Origin of the sequence: Catelliglobosispora koreensis DSM 44566, assembly GCF_000379685.1 — a bacterium.
Lineage (GTDB): Bacteria > Actinomycetota > Actinomycetes > Mycobacteriales > Micromonosporaceae > Catelliglobosispora > Catelliglobosispora koreensis.
This window is the reverse complement of record NZ_KB903292.1, coordinates 181255-199260: the sequence shown is the minus strand read 5'-3', so window position 1 is coordinate 199260 and position 18006 is coordinate 181255. Positions and strand designations below refer to the sequence as shown.

Below are 18006 nucleotides of genomic sequence, written 5' to 3'. Positions count from 1 at the left end.
CGGGCGCACGTCACCAATGGTGGACGAGGCGCCCGCTTCCATTCGCTTGGCCCTGTCCCGCGACGCGGCAGGCTATCGAGGCCACGCTCATCCCCGGCTCCTCCCGCATGCAGGAAGCGGCGGCGTGCAGCGCAAGGGGCAGCCCGCCGCACAGGGCGGCCACCCGTTCAGCGACGGGATTGTCCCCCGTCCCGAGCTCGGCGCACAGAAGCTCGAGCGACTCGGCGCGGGTCAGCGTGGTCGCGGTGATTTCAAGGGTGGGCCACACGCCGGTGGGCCGGCCGCCAGCGGTCACCATAACCGAACAACCCGAGGACGCGGGCACGAGTGGCGCCAGGTCGTCTGTCTCCGTGGCGTTATCCAGCACCACCAGCAGACGCTTTCCCGCTGTCAGGGAACGGAACAGGGCCGTTAGCTCGGGCAGGTCCATCGGTTGCGCGGTGTTGCGCCCGCCCAGAGCCCGTGACATCAGGCTGAGGGCGCCCGCGACGGAAACCTGCCGCAGGTCCACATAAAGCTGACCGTCATCGAACTGCTCAGCCACCTCGTGAGCGGCCCGCAACGCCAGTGCGCTTTTGCCCGTGCCAGCGGCTCCTCTAATGACGACGACGGTCGGGCAGCCACTCACCACGGGAGCAGCCGTGGCGGTGAGCCGACGGCGAAGGTGGGCCAGGGTGTCCTGACGGCCGACCAGTCGCATCGGGCCGGGCGGAAGCTGCCTGGGCACGACCAACGTGGCCGCGGCCGGTTCTGACGGCACGACACGTTCGGTGACCGGCGTGGCGACCTGCCGGTTGAGGATCGCGTGGTGCAGTTGCGTCACCTGCTCGCCTGGCTCGATTCCCAGCTCGCGCACCAATATCTCGCGCATATCCCGGAAGGCCGCCAGAGCGCCAGCGACATCGCCCGTGCTGACGAGGGCCTGCATCAATAGGTACCAGCCGCGCTCGCGGAGCGGATAGCGGATCGTCCAGTCCCGAATCCGGCCGAGCACGTTGCTGCTCAGGCTCGTCATCAGCAGCGCCTCAAACAAGTCTTCCTGCGCGGCGATTTTCTGCTCATCGAGACGCCGCACCAGTGCCGAAAGCCGCGGGCCGTCCGCGGCGCCTTCGAGCGGTTCGCCGCGCCAGATCGCCATCGCCAGCTCAAGGCGAGCCGCGGCAGCCGAACCGTCTCCGTGAACCAATGCTGAGCGTCCCTGCGCCACGAGCCGTTCGAAGACATCGATGTCAAGCCCATCGGAAGGCACCGCCAGGGAATAGCTGGAGATGCCGCTCTCCAGCCGGCAGCGCTCGGTATCAGGCAGCACGCGGCGCAGATTCGCCGCGTAATTACGCAGATTTGCTAAGGCGGATTTCGGCGGATTGCCGCACCAAAGTTCTTCGACAAACTGATCGAGGCTTACCGCGGCCCCCGCCGCGGAGAGAAGAACGGCGAGAAAAGTCTTCTGCTTGGGCGATCCCAGCGGCAAGGGTTTGCCATGGGCGCGCGCTTCAACCGGACCCAAAACGCGAAACTCGAGCATCATCCATCCCCGTGTGGACTCTCGTCGATGAAGTTGTAGTTCGAAGCCCGGCCGGAGAATGCGGCCCAACCTGAGCCGCAATCCCCCGAATCGGCCGGACAGCCGAACTAACAGTGTGCGGTTACGATGCACAGCACTTGCATAGAGTTATCCACAGGCAGGAATGGGTAGCGTCTTGAAGATCCAGGTTCTGGGGCCGGTTCAGGTGTGGGCACGTGACCGGCGGATCATGCTGGCCGGGCCACGCAGCGAGGCTCTACTCGCGACGTTGGTGCTGGGCAACGGCCGCGAAGTACCAACCGAAGTGTTGATCGAATCGGCCTGGGATGGCGCAATTCCGGCCACGGTGCGGCGGCAGGTCCGCAACCGGATCACCGAAATGCGCCGTGCGCTCACCGCGGCCGGGTTTCCGTCGGAGATCATCACTAGCCAGGGCAACGGCTTTACCCTCTCCCCTGAGGGCACCACCATCGACCTGCTGGAGTTTCGCCGCCTCGCCGACCTGGCTCAGGAACACCAAGGCGGTCCCGAGGCCACGGGCTTCCTCCGCTCGGCCCTAACGCAATGGCACGGGCCTGCCTTCGCCGGTCTCGAGACTCCCCGGCTCACCGCCGCGGCCGCCCAGCTCATGGAGCACCGGCTGGCGTTGTGGGAGCAATACCTGGAACTCGAGATGGCCGCGGGGAACCACCGCGACCTCATCGCCGAGCTCAGCAGCCTGCACACGACCCACCTCGCGCACGAACCGTTCGCCAAGCTGCTGATGCTCGCGTTTTACCGCAGCGGGCGCCAGGCCGACGCGCTGGCGACCTATGCGGCCACGAAGAGGCACCTGGCCGAGGAGTTCGGGATCAGCCCGGGCGAGCACTTGCAGCAGATGCACGAAGACGTGCTGCGCAACAACAGCCGGCTTCTGCTGCCCGTCAGAGCCAGCTTCATCGTGCCGCGCAACCTCCCCTCGACGGCCAGCAACTTCATTGGCCGGGCCGGCGAGCTCGCCTGGCTGGACGAAAACGCCCGAACGGGAATCGCTGTCCTGTCAGGCATGCCGGGAGTCGGGAAGACCGCGTTAGCCATCCAGTGGGCCTACGCCGCCGCGGACCGCTATCCGGACGGCCAGATCTACCTCAATTTGCGCGGGTTCTCGCAGGAACCACCACTGACGGCGGTTGATGCCATCGGGCAGGTGCTGCGGACGTTAGGCACCCCGGCAGAGAAGCTTCCGCTGGACTACGACGCCGCTATCACGGAGTACCGTGCCGCATTGGCGGGCAAAGAAATGCTTATCCTGCTTGACAATGCGCTCAGCGCCGAGCACGTGCGGCCGCTGTTGCCCGGCTCGGCCACGACGGCCGTGGTCGTCATCAGCCGCAACAAGCTGACCGGCCTTGTCGTGCACGACGGCGCACGCCAGCTCATGCTGGACGTGCTCGCCGCCGAGGAAGCCGAGCGGCTCGTCGTCGACCTCCTCGGCGCGCAGCGGGCGGCGGCTGAGCCGTCGGCGACGGCGCAACTGGCTTCCTACGCCGGAAACCTGCCGCTCGGTTTGCGCATCGCCGCCGCCTACCTGGCTGACCGTCCACAGCAGAGCGTGGACGGTTATGTCTCGGCGCTCACGGGACGAAGCCGCCTAGCCGACCTGTCCCTCGACGGCGACGAGCACCTTGGCGTCGAAGCGGTTTTCGACCAGTCCTACGTCGCTTTGGCGGCACAGCAACAGCATTCTCTCGCGGCACTATCAGCTCTGCCCGCTAACAGTTTCGGCGCCGGTGTCTTGGCCGCGTTGCTGGAGTTGCCGGAGCGGGAGGCCGAAGACATCCTCAGAGCGCTCGAAACGCAATGCCTGATTAGGGAACACGGCACGCAGCGCTACACCTTTCACGACCTCATCCGCGTTTACGCCGCGAAGAAGCTGAGCGGCTTGCCCTTTGGCGAACATGACAAGGTGCGGTCGCGGCTCGTCGCCTATTTCAGCACCAACGCCGAACGTGCCGTAGCACAGCTTGGCAACTCGCACGAAGCCCCAGAAGCCATGGCATGGCTCGAATCCGAACGGTCCAACCTCGTCGGCGCTGTCGTCGAGGCCGCCCAATCGGGACGGCCCGGCGAGGCCTACGACATCGTCAAGCCACTGTGGCGTTACTTCCATCGGGTGGGGCACCTGGCCGACTGGATCGCGACCTACGAAGCGGCGCTCAAAGCCATGGACAGCGACGACGCGGACAGAGCTGCTCTGTCCTATGTGCTCAACTACCTTGGCGGGGCCTATATCCGGGCCGGCCGTTATCCCGAAGCGATCGCCGCGCTGGAACGCTGTCTTGTGATGCGTGAACAGTCCGGTGACCTGGACGGCTTCGCGCGTACTCACGCGAACCTCTCGATGATCCAGCACGACCTCGGTCAGCACAGCCGCAGCATGTGGCACACCCAAACGGCCATCGCCGCGTGCCGCACGAGCAACAACCGCACGTTCGAAATCAATCTCATCGTGGGCCAGATGTCCAACGGGCTACTCGAACTCGGGGAATACCAAAGGGTTCTGGACGAAGCGCTGCACTTGCTGCCGGAGGTGAAAGAAAGGTGCTCCGGGCTTGAGTTTGGCACGGCACTGCACAACGTTGCGCACGCCTACTTCGGCCTCGGCGACCACTTGAAGGCGCTGCATTACTTTGAAGAGGCGCTCAAAGTGCACGAGCAGTGTGGCGACAAAATGACCGCTGGCAACACCCTTGGCTTCATCGCGATCCTTTACCGCGAGACCGGTCGCGTGGAGGAGGCGCTCGATCTGCATGTGAAGGCTCTTGAACTCGTGCGCCAGCACCGCACACCCGCGGCCGAATGCCAGTACACCAACGAATTCGCCGCGACTTACCTCGCTGGCGGTGACCTCGGTAACGCGCTGGCGCACTTTCGCGCCGCGCTGTCGCTCGCCACGCAGGTGGGCTCGACCTACGAGCTCGCCCGGGCGCATGTCGGCATCGGCAAGGCACTGCGGCGTACCGATGCTGTCAAAGCAAAGCAGCATCTTCTCGCGGCACTGGAAAATCTCGACCCGGCCCACCACAGCGTCATTGCCGAGGTCGAGGCGGAACTGGCCAATCACGACAGCCCCGCTGTGCTCCTCGACACGTAGGCGGGGACTGCCCGGTTCTGGTAAACCGGGCAGTCCCACCTTTCAAGGGGAGGAGAGCATTGCTTTTAGAGGGTTAGCGTCCAGGTGTCGATACGGCCGACGTCGATCGCCGCCGCGTCGCGAACCCGGAGCGTCCAGGTGCCGTTAGCGGCTTCGCTAGACAGGTTCCTGGTGTAGGTCGTGATGATGTTGTCGGCGCTGCCACCGCTACGGTTGTGCAGGTTGTAGACGGTGCCGTCCGGCGCGATCAGGTCGACAACGAGGTCGCCCTTGTAGGTGTGGTAGATCGTCACCGCGATCGTGCTGGTGGCCGAGGCGTTACGGTTGCAGCCAGAGATCGTGATGGTACTGGTCACTGTGGACAGATCGGGGATCTGAACGTCAGTGGGATTGGTTCCGGTGCAGCTGCCACCGGTGCCGTTGACCGTCAAGGTAAAGGTCGCCGTGCGGGTGCCGGACGTGCCAGTACCGGAGATGGTCACCGCGTAGGTGCCGGGCGCGGTGGCCGCGGTCGTGGCGATCGTCAGGGTCGACGAGGCGCCTGAGGTAACCGAAGACGGGCTAAACGATGCCGTGGCGCCGGCGGGCAGGCCGCTGGCCGACAGGTTCACCGTCTGCGCAGCACCAGCCGTGGTAGCGGTGCTAACCGTGGCGGTCAGGGAGCTGCCCGGGTTAACGGCACCAGAAGTCGGCGAGACCGCGACAGAGAAGTCCTGCGACGGGGTGTCGTTGACCACGTAGAGCAGCTTGTTCGGGGAGCCGGTGCCCGGGTTCGTCACGACACCGTTGGTGGCGTTGTTGACGAGGAAGTCGCGCACCTGCAACGGGGTCCACGAAGGGTTGGTGCCCAGCACGAGTGCCGCGGCGCCGGCGACATGTGGCGTAGCCATCGACGTGCCACTGATGGTGTTGGTGGCGGTGTCACTGGTGCCCCATGCGGCGGTGATGGAGCTACCCGGCGCGAAGATGTCCAGGCAGGTTCCGATGTTGGAGAACGACGAACGCGCGTCGGTGTTCGTCGTCGAGCCAACGGTGATCGCGTTCGGGGTCGAAGCCGGGGAAACGTTGCAGGCGTTGGAGCCGTTCTCGTTTCCAGCCGCGATCGCGTACGAGACACCGTCTGCGATGGACGCGGTGACAGCGTCGTTGGTGGCCTGGTTGAAACCGCCGCCAAGCGACATGTTCGCCACGGCCGCCTGACCGGCACCGTGGTTGCCCGTCACCCAGTCGATACCGGCGATAACACCAGCGTTGGAGCCCGAGCCGGCACAGTTGAGCACCTTGACGGCGACCAGCGACGCGGCCTTGGCCACACCGTAAGTCGTTCCGGCTGTGGTGCTAGCAACGTGCGTGCCGTGCCCGTGGCAGTCGGTGTTGTTGCCATCCCCGGTGGTGTTGGTACCCCACACCGCGCGCCCGCCGAAGTCGGAGTGCGTGGTGCGGATACCGGTGTCGATGATGTACGCCTTCACACCGCTAGCGGTGTTCGGGTACGTGAACGAGTTGTTCAGCGGCAGTGCCCGCTGGTCGATGCGGTCGAGGCCCCACGACGGGGTCGGCGACTGGGTTCCCTGGATCGTGACCAGGTGGTTCTGCTGCACATACTTGACGTTCTCAAGAGCGGCGATCCGCCTCGCCGCGCTTTCCGAAACGTTGACCTCGACACCGCGCAAGGCGTGCCGGAAGGTGCGTGCGACCGAGCCGCCGAAGTCGGCGGCGAGCTCGCTCGCCTCAGCGTCAACAGATGCCGCTGAGACGCTGGTGTCCTTGAACACCACCAGATACGAGCCGCTGATCGCGGTGGTGCCGCCGGCGGAAAGGATCGCTCCTTCTGCCGGTGCGGCACTGGCAGCTGAGCCAAACGCTGCCATGCCGGCGACGAGCGCGGCCGCCAAGCCGAGCCCTGCCGAACTCCTCAGGCGGTGCATGCGGGCTGGTGACATGTGTGACCTCCCCAATCAAATATCGACGGCGGTAACCGTCTTGGGAGGTTGTATCGAAGAATTTAAGATTATTCAAGGCCCGTGACAAGGTTGTCATATCTTGGTAATGGCATCCTCGAACGCCAAGTCCAGGAAGAGCGCCGCCGACCAGCTGAAGCCGCTGGTAGCCCGGCCCGCGCGCTGGCCGGTCAGCGGATTCCAGTACTCATAGAGCCCACCACCATCGCGAACCATCGCCAGCGTTCGGTTGCGCAGTTCCGCCGCTTCCTGAACGAACCCTGAGCGGCGCAATCCGTCGATCAACAAGTAGTTGATGTTCAGCCACACTGGCCCGCGCCACATGCTCTCCGGGTCGAACGCCGGGTCGTCGAACGCCACTGTCGGCACAGGACGCTCGCCCCAGAAGCTGTTCGACAACAGGTCGCCGGCGAGCTGGCGCGCGATCTGCGCCGGGAGCCGTCCCGTGAACAGTGGCATCAGCTCCAGCGGGGTACGGACCGGCACCGTGACACCATCAGCCAGCGTGCCGAAACGCTCGCCGTCCCAACGCGTAGCGACCATGAGTGCGGTATGACGGGCCGCCTCGTCGCGCCACGGCGAACCGTTGAGACCGAGCACGTCGGCGATGTCGCCGAGCACATCGCATTGGTGGGCCAAGTAGGAGTTGAGATCCGGCGGCTCGGCCCGGGGACCGTAATCCCAGATAGGACTGTCGTCGAGGCCAGAAGAATACGGATGCAAGTACTCGGCCAGTCCATCGCCGTTTGGATCGCTCTCCCTGAGCCACCATCGTTGCGAGACGACCAGTTTCGGGTATACCTCACGGAGGAACTCGAGATCAGGGTCGGCGGTGTGGACCTTCCACACGGCCCACGCGGTTAGCGGCGGCTTGGTGACCGGCACTGGCCTGGGGTCAGGTCGCGTTCCCGTCGCGGTGCCGACGTGCTGGGCCAGCCGCACGTGGTCGCTTTTGGGCAGATCGGTGGTCTCGGCGAGTACGCCGTGATCGTGCACCACATCTGGGATCTGCCCGCTGGGCAACTGATTGTCGAGCAGAATGCGGATCTGCTCACGGGCCAGCGCAGGGGCGGTGTGCCGCAATGCGATGGCGTGAAAATACGAGTCCCAGTTCCACACAGCCACATAGCCATACCTGGACGGAACCACCCCTGTGCGGTCCTGAATGGACAGTTGATTGATCCCCAGCGTCCACCAGGCCATCTCGGCCCGCTCACGCAAGTCCTCGCGCACCGTTGGCAGAAGGTCAAACCAGGCCTGCGCGCGTTGACGAGCCGCCTCAAGCAAGGCTTCTGGCGAAACGTCTCCCAGTTCGCCCGTCAGCACCAGGTGACCGTCGACAGCGCCTTCCCCGTCCGACCATCGCGCGTGCGCGCCAGATCCCACTAACACCAACGTATCCGGTGCCGCGAACAACAGGTGCACATCGCCTTCGAAGGTGATCCGGTCCGGACGTGCCCTGAGCACGGGCAGCTCACGAGACCCGGCAAACAGGCGCAGCCCTGTTAGGACGGTGGTCTGCGACAGCCGTGTCTCATACTCCGAGCGCGCTATCCACAAAGAACCGTCGTCGGCTCGCATCACCATCAGCCGTGAGAGCGGCTCCGTGAACGGCCGCTCGACAAGGTCAAGGTCGAACACGGGTCACCGCCCTCCCAGGCCAGAGGAGGCCAGGCTGTTGATGATGCGGCGCTGGCCGATCAGGAACGCGATCAGCATCGGCACCACGGTGACGACGTTGGCCGCCATGACCAGGCCATAAGAGGTCAGGTCGTGTTGCCCCACGAACTGTGCGATCAGCATCGGCACCGTGAACAGCTCCGTCGTGTTCAGGAAGATGAGCGGGAAGAAGAAACTGTTCCAGCTGCCCAAAAACACGATGATCCCGAGCGCGCCTAAGCCTGGCCTGATGTTAGGCAGCACGATGCGCCAGAAGATGGTCCAGTGCCCGGCGCCATCAATGCGGCCAGCGTCTTCCAACTCGGCAGGCACCGCGAGGATGAACTGCCGCAACAGGAACACCGCGAACGGATTCACCATCGCCGGGATGATGAGAGCCAAGTGGGTGTCGACCCAGCCGAGCTTGCTCATCATCAAGTAGAGCGGGACGATCGTCACCTGGGCCGGCACCATTTGGGTCGCCAGGAAAACGCCGAACAACAGCCCGCGTCCCCGGAACCTGATGCGCGCGAACGCATATGCCGCCATAGCCGAGGTGATCAGGGTGCCGGTCACGGTGATCGCGGCGATATAGAAGCTATTCCAGAACGCCCTAGCAAAGGGTGCCGCCGTCAGCGCGTCGCTGTAGTTCTCTGCCCGCCACGGCTCGGGCAGCACCTCCTGCGGATTGAGCAACATCTGCTGATCGCTCTTGAACGAGGTCAGCACCATCCAGACGAAGGGGAACAGCATCGTCAGGCCACCTAGGATCAGCACGGTGTGCAAGACGATGCGGCCAGCAGGCACCCGGCGCCGGGGCGGCCGTTGTATGGCGACAGCGGTCATGGCCTACTCCTCGTAGTGGACGAAGCGCTTCTGGGCGCCGAACTGGATCAGGGTTACCGCGACCGTCAGCACAAGCAGGATGAGCGCGGCTGCACTGGAAAGCCCGAACCGGAACTGCTTGAAGCCCAGGTCGTAGACCTGATAGACGATCGTGCGGGCGCCATCGTTGTGAGCCGGGTTGGCCAGGATGTAAACGGATTCGAACGCCTGCAGTGAACTGATCACCGACACCACCATGGTGAAGAACAGGGTCGGCGAGATCATCGGCAGCGTGATCGAGCGGAACAGCCGCGCCGGGCTGGCCCCATCGATGCGTCCCGCCTCCATGAGTTGCGGCGGAATGGTTTGCAGCCCAGCCAGGAATATCACCACGTTGAGCCCGAGCGACGACCAGATCGTCACCACGGCGACCGACACCATGACCCACTGCTCACTGTTGAGCCAGTCCGGCAGGGTCACACCGAACAAGTCGTGCGCGGTGTTGTTCAAGATGCCGTAGTCGCCGCTAGCCAGGATCGACTTCCACATCACCGCGACAGCGACCGAACTCGTGACGACAGGCAGGAAGTAGACCACCCGGTAAATCGTCTTGCCGCGCACGCTATTGAGCGCCACAGCGATCAGCAACGCCAGGCCTAGCCCGACGGGAACCGTTATCAGGCCGAGCTTCGCGGTGTTCCAGATGGCATGCCCGAACTCCGGATCGGCGAACTGGGCGCGGAAGTTGTCGAATCCCACCCACGAGGCTTCGGTCAGGCCGTCCCATTGCATGAACGACAGCACGACGGCGAATCCGAGTGGGAACACCAGGAATACCAGCAACCCGCCGACCTGAGGGCCAAGGAACGCGGCGGCCCACCACTTGTCGCGCTTGCGCCAACCAGTGGGCCGCTGCTGCGGAACTGTCGTCATCCGACTTTGCCGCTAACCAGGGTCTGCAGCTGGGTCATGCCCTCGTCGAACCCAACCTTGCCGGTCCAGACCTTCATCAGCAGGTCGTTGATTTCGGCCGTCAGCTTGGGCACGGCGACTTCTTCGGGATAGTTGGCGAAGCCGGTGTCCCTGACGTCAAGGAAGGTCTTGGCGTGAGCCGGGTATCCCGCTGACGTGACCAGGTTCTCCGCGCCCTTGATGGAGGGAACGGCACCGCCGGACTTGAGCCGGATCGCTTGTCCTTGTGCGCTAACGAACTCGGACAAGAAGATGAACGCTTCCTTCGGGTGAGCCGTGTCCTTGTTCAGCGAAAGGTACGACGCCGCGACCGCGCCAGCCATCGGCGAGCCCGTCTGCGACGGGAACGGAACGATGTCGTAATTGGCGAGGTTTTCCTTGCCGCCCTTTTGCAGGCTGTCGACCACCCAGCGCCCGCCGGCGTAGAAACCGGCCTGGTGCTTGATGAACTGCGTGGAAGCGCCCTGGCCTTCCGGCAGATTGTCCGCGCTCAGGAAAGTCTTATCCTGGTACCCCTTGGCCAGTGTCTGCAACGCCGCCCGCGACTTGGGATCGGTGGTCGCGACGAACTTGCCGCCGTCGTAAACCTTGCCGCCGAAGCCGCTAATCATGCTGTAGGTCGAGCCATACCAGTTCCAGAAGATGGAGCCGGCCTTGCCCGCCGCCTTCAGTTTGGCGTTCATTTCCAGGTACTTGGCCATCGTCCACTGCCCGGACTCGTGCAGCTTGGCCGGGTCCTCCGTGATGCCCGCTTCTGCGAGCGCCTTCTTGTCGAACCAAAGCACCTCGGGGTTACAGTCGTTAGGAACCCCGTAGATTTTGCCGTCCTTCTTCGCACCGCCATACAGACCCTCAAAGAAGTCCTCTGGCTTGCTCTGGCTGTCCGCGCTAGCCAGCTTGTCGTTTAGCGGTGCGAGAACTCCCGCCGCCACGAACTTGCCGACGTTGTCGTCGCCCACGTAGAAGACATCGGGCGCCGTCTTGGAAGTTAACTGGGTGAGCAGCTTCGGGTGGTAGTTCTCGTAGTCAGGAACCGACTCCAGCTTCAGGACGATATTCGGGTGCCTCTTCATGAAGTCCTTGCTGAACTCATCCATCAGCGCCAGGTCTTCCGGCGTGCCCCAGGTCGCCCAGCGAATGGTGACCTTTCCGTCCGCGCTGGTTCCGTCGCCTTTGCTGCCCGTGCAGGCGGCAGTGGCGGCGAGCACCAAAGCTAAGACAGCTATGACTTTCTTTCTCATGGTGGACTGCTCCTAAGGGGTTATTTATGCGAGCCCGCCGCCATCGACGACGAGAGCGGAGCCGGTGACATAACTGGCGGCGTCGCTGGCAAGAAAAAGCACCGCCGCCGCGATTTCCTCGGGCCTCCCCGCACGGCCCATGGGGCGGTCGGCCGCGTCGGCCGCGAATGCCGCCCAGTCCTCTGAAAGCTGGCGTGCCTCATCGCGCAGCATCGGAGTATCAGTGTCGCCAGGGTTTACGGAGTTCACCCGGATTCCCGCGGCGGCGTGGTCGATCGCTAAGGCACGTGTCATGTTGACGACCGCCGCCTTGGAAGCGCAGTAAGAAAGCGCGTTGCCGCCGCCTTTCAAACCCCAGCCTGACCCGGTGTTGACAATCGCTCCCCCACTGGTCATAGCGGGGATAGCGTTGCGGCACATCAGGTATACGGACTTGACGTTGACCGCCATGACCCGGTCCCACTCGTCTGGTTCGATGCCCAGGGCGGTGGTCCGGCGAATGATGCCGGCGTTGTTGAACAGGACGTGCAGACCGCCGAACCGCTCGACCGCCGCGGCGACAACGCGCGCGCAGTCCTGGTCTTCAGAGACATCGGCCTGTACCGCGATCGCCTGGCCACCGGCGGCCGTGATCTCCTGGACCACATCGCCCGCATCAGCGATGTCGGCGATCACCACTGCCGCTCCCTCGCGAGCGAACAGCACCGCTGTCGCGCGGCCGATTCCGGATGCGCCGCCGGTGACGATGGCGACCTTGTCCTGCAACATGTTCATGCGTCCTCACTTGCTGAGATAAGGCGATACAGCGTGCTCTCCCGGTAACCGGTGATCACGCGAACGTGGCCGCAAACCCGGCGGTCTGCCTCCGGGTCTCCGGTGTCAGCCAATAGTGGCCGTCCCCCGAGTCCCGCGAGCTTTTGTTGTGTGCCAAGCACTGTCATGCCCCGCAGTCCACTCAGGACGCGTGGGCTCAGCTGCTGGTTTCCCCGTCCCAGCACGAACCCTTGGCCGCCAATGATGGACAGCACCGCTTCGGCTGGCCCGCCCTGCACCAGCTCGTATAGCTCCGCCTCGGCCACGTCGCGGCCGATGAGCTTTCCGTCGAGGACAACGTCTACGCCAAGCAGACTGGTTTCCAGGCCGAGCGCCTTGCCGACCGCCTGCGTGGTCGTTCCCGGCCCCAGGACGTAACGCACGCCCTCGCGCAGACGGGTCACGCATTCACGGGCGATCCCTTCGACCGTGCCGGGCGGAGTGCTGGCTTTGCGGCCGGACAGCCGCACCCTCACCGATGGAACGCGCACCGTCCCGTACAGCCGTGGGCCAACACTTCCCGCCCGGTAGGCGTCCTCGTCAAGGTCGACGACTTCCGCTTCCTCCGCGTCACCGGTGAACCGAGAGGCGGCAAGGCCTGCTGCCGCAGCGCTGATCGCAAAGCATCCTGAATAGACTTTGACGCCGGCGGGTATCCCAAGAACCGGGCTGATCGGTCCCCCATCGAGCACATCGCGGGCTGTGCCATCGCCACCGGCGAACATCAGCAAGTCCACGCCACGCAGTGCCTTCACGGCCGCCCGCGTGTCTGCCGAAGTCGTCGGCTGTTGTGCCGCAAGGGATATGACCTCGGCGTGTGGAGCCGCGTCCGCACCCATGGCACCCGCGACGGTGCGCACAATCGTGTCCGGCCGGTGCTTCGTCAAGGCCCGCACGGCAATTGCCGCCCTGCGCCCAGCCAACGCGACAGAGCCGCGCGCGATCGCTCGCTGCTGGATCTCGCTGCCGTCACTGCCTTTGAGCCCGGCGGGCCCGCCGAGGCCCGCGATGGGGTTGACGATCAGCCCGACGATCATCGCGCGCCGTGCTTTCGCTGATATGCGCGCCATGTCGGTGACCACTGTTGCGGGTCATCGAGTGATGTCGGGTCAATCTTGTGGATCGACTGGTTGTAGGGAGCGCCCTTGACGAACGCTGGATCCCGCCTTGCCTCGTCGGCGACGTGGGCGAGGATCGCGGCGTACTCGTCGAGGTCCTCTTTGCTGTAGGACTCGGTTGGCTCAAGGGTGAACGGTTCAGCGACCACGTATGGGTGATGGCTCGTCCAGTAGTGCACCCCAAAATCGGCTGCCCTGACGCCAATCTCCTCGGAGTGCACACCGGTCTGCTCCGACAACTCCTGCCAGGAGTAGCGGACCTGTTCCACGCGTGGCTTATCCGCCCACGGCACTGACGCGCCCGGAATCCGCAGAATCTTGTGCATGAGGTAGTTGTTGTTGAGCACGGCGATTTCGGCCACGTCGCGCAGGCCTTCCGCGCCCAGCGCCATAACCCAGGCGTAGGCCCGGACAACGTTTGGGGTGACACCGAGATATGGGCGGATCTTGCCGATGCTATGCGCTGGTGTGGCGAGCACAAAACCGTTATCTGTCTTGTCAACGACCGGCCCCGGCAGGAACGGGACAAGTTTTTCGGCCACACCACAGGCGCCAGCCGCCGGTCCGCCACAGGCGTGCGGGGTCGAGAAGGTCTTGTGCAGATTGAAGTGGCACAGGTCGAAACCGGCATCTGCCGCGCGCGTGATGCCAAGGATGCCGTTGGCGTTGGCCTGGTCGTAACAGGCGAGACCGCCGACGCCATGGACCAGGTCTACGAATTCTTTGATTTGCGGGTTGTAGATGCCTGTGTCTTCTGGATTGGTAATCAGAAGGGCTGCCGTGCGCGGTCCTATCGCCGCCTTGAGCGCTTCGATATCGGGGAAGCCGTCGGCATCCGGCATCAGCGTGATGATGTCGTATCCAGCGACCTTGGCACAGGCCGCATTTGACGGGTGCGAGAACATCGTCGTGATGACCTGGTCGCGATGACTCTCACCGTTGGCCGCGTGGTAGGCACGAATCATCGCGATGTTGGCGTAGATCGCCGCGCTGCCAGCGCCCGGCTGCAAGCTCACGCGCGACATGCCAGAGATTTCCTTGAGGATCTGCTCCAGCCGCCAGTAAATCTCCAGCGCCCCCTGCACGGAATCCAAAGGCTGCGCCGGGTGCAGCTCGGCGATTTTCGCGTCACGCACGAAGATGTCATTGACCTTCGGGCTGTACTTCATGGTGCAGGTGCCCTGGCCGACGTCAACGTTCAGGTCGACGCCGAGGTTCTCCTGCGACAGCCGTGTGTAGTGCCGCACGACGTGGAGTTGAGACAGCTCAGGCAAAGCGGGCCGGTTAACACGCCGGATGTCTTCGGGCAATTCAACTTCCGGCAAACCACTTTCTGGTACTCCGATGCCGCGCCGCCCCGGCTGAGATAGCTCGAAAATGATCGGCTCGTCCCACCGCGCCTGATGGAACCGGCGTAACGCGGGCTTCGGCGCGACGGGCATCGTCGCGAATGGTTCGGTCTGCGCACTCATGCCAGGGCTCCCTTCACCGCGGAGGCGAGTCGGTCGATGTCGTCTCGGGTATGCCGTTCTGTCACGCAGATCAGCACTTCGTTCCCGCTCAGGCGAACCCCGCCGAAGATGTTTTCCGCCCGCAGGCTAGTCAGCAGTGCATCGGCATCAGAAACGGCGATGGCGAACTCCCGGAAGTGAATCTCGTTGGGGTGCAGGACAGTCGCGCCCGCATCGGTGAGCGACGTCATGGCATACCGCGTCAGGGACAGCACTGTCTCGCCGACTTCCCGCATGCCTTCCGGTCCCATGAGCGCGAGATAGACCCCGGCCGTGATGCCCCACAGAGCGGCGGCGGTTCCCACCCACTCTTTGCCCTCTTCGCGTAGCGCGAAGGAAGTCCGGTCGTAGTAAACGTCACCGAAGCCGTACTCGCCCGCGACAGCCGTGGGCGCGATGCCGAACAGCCGGCTCGGAAACTCGGCAACGAGCCGTTCCTCGTCATGTGTCGCGATGAAACCCGCTTGGCCGCCGCCAAAACTCTGATGCATGCCCAGTGACTGGATGTCGCCGCACACGATGTCGGCTCCGTAGCTCGCTGGCGGTGCTAGAACTCCCAGGCTGATGGGATCGGTGCCGACCACGAACAAGGCACCGTGAGCGTGCGCGGCCTCGGCCAGCAAGCGTGGGTTGCGGGCCACAACGCCATACATGTCAGGCGTTTCGAGATAGATCGCGGCGACGCTGTCGTCGAGAACGGTGGTGAATTCGATGTCAGGGGTCAGATAGTCGCGCAGTTTGCTCAGCTTGTCGGGCAGGATCTGGCAGCTGAGCAACACCTTGTCGCGTCCGGTATAGCGGCACGCCATCCGCAGCGCGGTGCCCGTGGCCTGATAGCCGTCGTAAACGGGCACGTTGACGACATCCATGTCGAGCAGCTCGCCCATCATGCTGACGTACTCAAACAGGGCCTGGAACCGGCCATGGTCTTCATACGGTTCGCCCGCATAAGCGGTCAGGAACTCGCTGCGGCCATTGATCTCATCGCACACGGCTGGCACGTGATGCGGGTAGCAGCCCGCGCCAAGGAAGCTGAGCGCTTCAGTCGTGTCCGTGTTCTGGTTGAGCAGACCCTTCATGTGCCGAATCAGGCCCTGCTCGTCGCGGATGGGGGCGGGTAGGTTCAGCGGCCGTTGCAGGCGCAGCCCGGCCGGGATTCCGGCGTAGAAGTCCTCGATACTGGCCGCACCAATCGCGGCCAGCATCGCGGTCCGGGTCGCCGGCCCGGTGTTGGGGATGTAGGGATGGGCGTTCACTGCTGTCCTTCTTTGATAACGATGACGTCGAGCGGTGGCACTTCAGTGACTTCCCGTCCAGTGAGCATGTCTGTGCCCCGGAACGGAACGGGCTGAGATGCGTTGGTGTGGTTGAGAACAAACGTGTACGGACCGCGCCGGCAGATCTCCAGTTCCTGCTCCGGTGCCGTGATTCCCGCCTCGCGCAGCACGGGGGTCACGTCGTCGAGCAGACAGCTGACGTAGATGGCGTTGCCATTGCGAGTGATCGCGGGACGGCCATCCTCATAGGACGCGAGTGGCCGCGCGGTGGTGAGCCGGAGCACCTCGGTCCACGTGTGCGCGTTAGCGGTGCCCACTTTGGTCCGCTGCCCATCCGGCAGGGGCCAGAACTCCTCCACCGTGACACCCAGCAGTTCCGTGAGCGGCCCAGGAGCGCCACCGTCATGGATCTGGTCATTATCGTCGACCACTCCACTGAACGGACCCACGATGAGGGTGCCCTTGAAGTCCTGCAACGCTTTTGCCTGCTCGATGGTGCACATGTAAAGGCTGGGCGCGATGACGAGTTGGTAGGACTCCAGGCTGCGGCCATGCGGTGCCAAGTCAACGGCGATGCCGCGGCGGAACAGTGGCTCGTACCAAGTGTGGAGCATGTCTTTGAGCTTGAGTCTGTTGCTGGGCATGGATTCCTGGGCTTCCAGTGCCCACCAGCTAGACCAGTCCAGGAGGATCGCGACCTCAGCGGAGGTGTGATGTCCCTTCACCTCGGCGAGTTTGCGAAGCTCTTGTCCCAGGTGGACAGTCTCGCGCCATTGCCGGGTCTGCGTTCCAGCGTGCGGAAGCATCGCCGAATGGAACTTCTCCGGACCGTATTTGGCTTGGCGCCACTGGAAGAACATCACACCGTCGGAGCCATGTGCCACGGCTTGCAGGCTGTCGAGCCGCATCTTTCCCGGCCGCTTGGGAACGTTGACTTCACGCCAGCTCACCGCGGAAGGCGCTGATTCGAGCAGTAGCCAGGACTGCTGCTTTAGCGATCGCATGAGGTCGTAGCTGAGCGCGATTTTGAGGTGCGACTTAGGGTCGGCTGGATCCGGGTACGCGTCGTCGGTCACGAGATCCTCGGCCTGCGCCCACTTCCAGTAGTCAAGCTCGCTCATGATGCTCATGAAGTTCGTGGTGACCGGGATCGCCGGGGTGACTTCGCGCAGCACCTGCTTCTCGAGCTCAAAACATTCGAGCAGGGCGTCGCTGGAGAATCGCTTCCAGTCCAGGAGCTGAGCGGGGTTGACCGGCCCGGGCGCTTTGCGCGGCGGGTTGACCTGTTCGAAGCCGGTGTAGTGCTGACCCCAGCACGAGGTGCCCCAAGCTTGGTTGAGTCCCGCGATGTCGCGGTATCGCGACTGCAGCCAATCCCGGAAATGTTTGGCGGACTCGTCGCACCAGCAGCTGACGATGTGATCGCCATACTCGTTGCTGATGTGCCACATCTTCAGTGCCGGATGGTCCTTGTAGCGCTCGGCGATCGTGCGCACCAGCCGCTGCACAGCCGAGCGGAAGACTGGCGAGCTTGGGCAATAGCTTTGCCGTGACCCGAATTCCAGCCGTGTCCCGTTGGCGTCAACCGGCAGCACTGACGGGTGATCCCGCACGAGCCAGGGCGGCGGCGTCGCCGAGGCGGTGGCCAGGTCGACCTCAATGCCTTTGGCGTGCAACAGGTCCAGCACGCGGTCGAGCCAGCCGAAGTCGAACTCGCCTGGCTTGGGCTCAAGCCGCGACCACGAAAAGACCCCGACCGTGACCATGGTGACCCCGGCCTCTGCCATCAGCGCCACGTCCTCGAGCCACGTGGCCTCTGGCCACTGCTCGGGGTTGTAGTCACCGCCAAAGATCAGGGTCACTATGGCCTCCGTCTCAGATCTGAAGTATTTTGTATACAGAATTCATAGCGCATTATTTTGCATGTGGTCAAGAGGTAGCCTTACGGCGATCCGATTTGTTACTAAGGGA

At 63.9% G+C, this 18006-nt stretch carries 12 protein-coding genes; 1 reads left to right on the top strand and 11 read right to left on the bottom strand.

Going from position 1 to position 18006, the window contains the following annotated elements:
- Window positions 1-10: 10 nt before the first annotated feature.
- Window positions 11-1525, bottom strand: a complete 1515-nt coding sequence (locus A3E1_RS0135095; RefSeq protein WP_020525509.1) for a BTAD domain-containing putative transcriptional regulator — start codon at window positions 1523-1525, stop codon at window positions 11-13.
- Window positions 1526-1700: 175 nt separating this feature from the next.
- On the opposite strand from A3E1_RS0135095, the gene A3E1_RS45450 reads away from it, so the two are divergent.
- Window positions 1701-4658, top strand: a complete 2958-nt coding sequence (locus tag A3E1_RS45450) for an AfsR/SARP family transcriptional regulator (RefSeq protein WP_169454500.1) — start codon at window positions 1701-1703, stop codon at window positions 4656-4658.
- Between the two features lie 65 nt (window positions 4659-4723).
- On the opposite strand, the gene A3E1_RS0135085 is transcribed toward A3E1_RS45450, so the two are convergent.
- From A3E1_RS0135085 to A3E1_RS0135040, 10 genes are all read right to left on the bottom strand, one after another.
- Window positions 4724-6601 carry a S8 family serine peptidase gene (locus tag A3E1_RS0135085; RefSeq protein ID WP_020525507.1) on the bottom strand — a complete coding sequence of 626 codons (1878 nt, stop codon included), beginning with the start codon at window positions 6599-6601 and terminating at the stop codon, window positions 4724-4726.
- Between the two features lie 93 nt (window positions 6602-6694).
- Complete coding sequence (locus A3E1_RS0135080) at window positions 6695-8260, bottom strand: amylo-alpha-1,6-glucosidase (protein ID WP_020525506.1); 1566 nt, start codon at window positions 8258-8260, stop codon at window positions 6695-6697.
- Window positions 8261-8263: 3 nt separating this feature from the next.
- Window positions 8264-9124, bottom strand: coding sequence for a carbohydrate ABC transporter permease (locus A3E1_RS0135075; protein WP_020525505.1), 861 nt, complete (start codon window positions 9122-9124; stop codon window positions 8264-8266).
- Between the two features lie 3 nt (window positions 9125-9127).
- Window positions 9128-10036 (bottom strand): carbohydrate ABC transporter permease, encoded by a 909-nt coding sequence (locus tag A3E1_RS0135070; protein ID WP_020525504.1) that lies wholly within the window; start codon window positions 10034-10036, stop codon window positions 9128-9130.
- Complete coding sequence (locus A3E1_RS0135065) at window positions 10033-11316, bottom strand: ABC transporter substrate-binding protein (protein ID WP_020525503.1); 1284 nt, start codon at window positions 11314-11316, stop codon at window positions 10033-10035. The genes A3E1_RS0135070 and A3E1_RS0135065 overlap by 4 nt, the downstream gene beginning before the upstream one ends.
- A 24-nt stretch (window positions 11317-11340) precedes the next feature.
- On the bottom strand, window positions 11341-12090 hold the full coding sequence (locus tag A3E1_RS0135060; protein ID WP_020525502.1) for an SDR family NAD(P)-dependent oxidoreductase: 750 nt from the start codon (window positions 12088-12090) through the stop codon (window positions 11341-11343).
- Window positions 12087-13199, bottom strand: a complete 1113-nt coding sequence (locus tag A3E1_RS0135055; RefSeq protein ID WP_157631943.1) for an ATP-NAD kinase family protein — start codon at window positions 13197-13199, stop codon at window positions 12087-12089. Before A3E1_RS0135055 ends, A3E1_RS0135060 begins: the two co-directional genes overlap by 4 nt.
- Entirely contained in the window at window positions 13163-14719 is a 1557-nt protein-coding gene (gene gcvPB / locus A3E1_RS0135050) for an aminomethyl-transferring glycine dehydrogenase subunit GcvPB (protein WP_020525500.1), read from the bottom strand. Before gcvPB ends, A3E1_RS0135055 begins: the two co-directional genes overlap by 37 nt.
- Window positions 14716-16014 carry an aminomethyl-transferring glycine dehydrogenase subunit GcvPA gene (gene gcvPA / locus A3E1_RS0135045; RefSeq protein ID WP_020525499.1) on the bottom strand — a complete coding sequence of 433 codons (1299 nt, stop codon included), beginning with the start codon at window positions 16012-16014 and terminating at the stop codon, window positions 14716-14718. The genes gcvPB and gcvPA overlap by 4 nt, the downstream gene beginning before the upstream one ends.
- On the bottom strand, window positions 16011-17897 hold the full coding sequence (locus A3E1_RS0135040; protein WP_020525498.1) for a beta-galactosidase: 1887 nt from the start codon (window positions 17895-17897) through the stop codon (window positions 16011-16013). The genes gcvPA and A3E1_RS0135040 overlap by 4 nt, the downstream gene beginning before the upstream one ends.
- Between the last annotated feature and the right edge of the window lie 109 nt (window positions 17898-18006).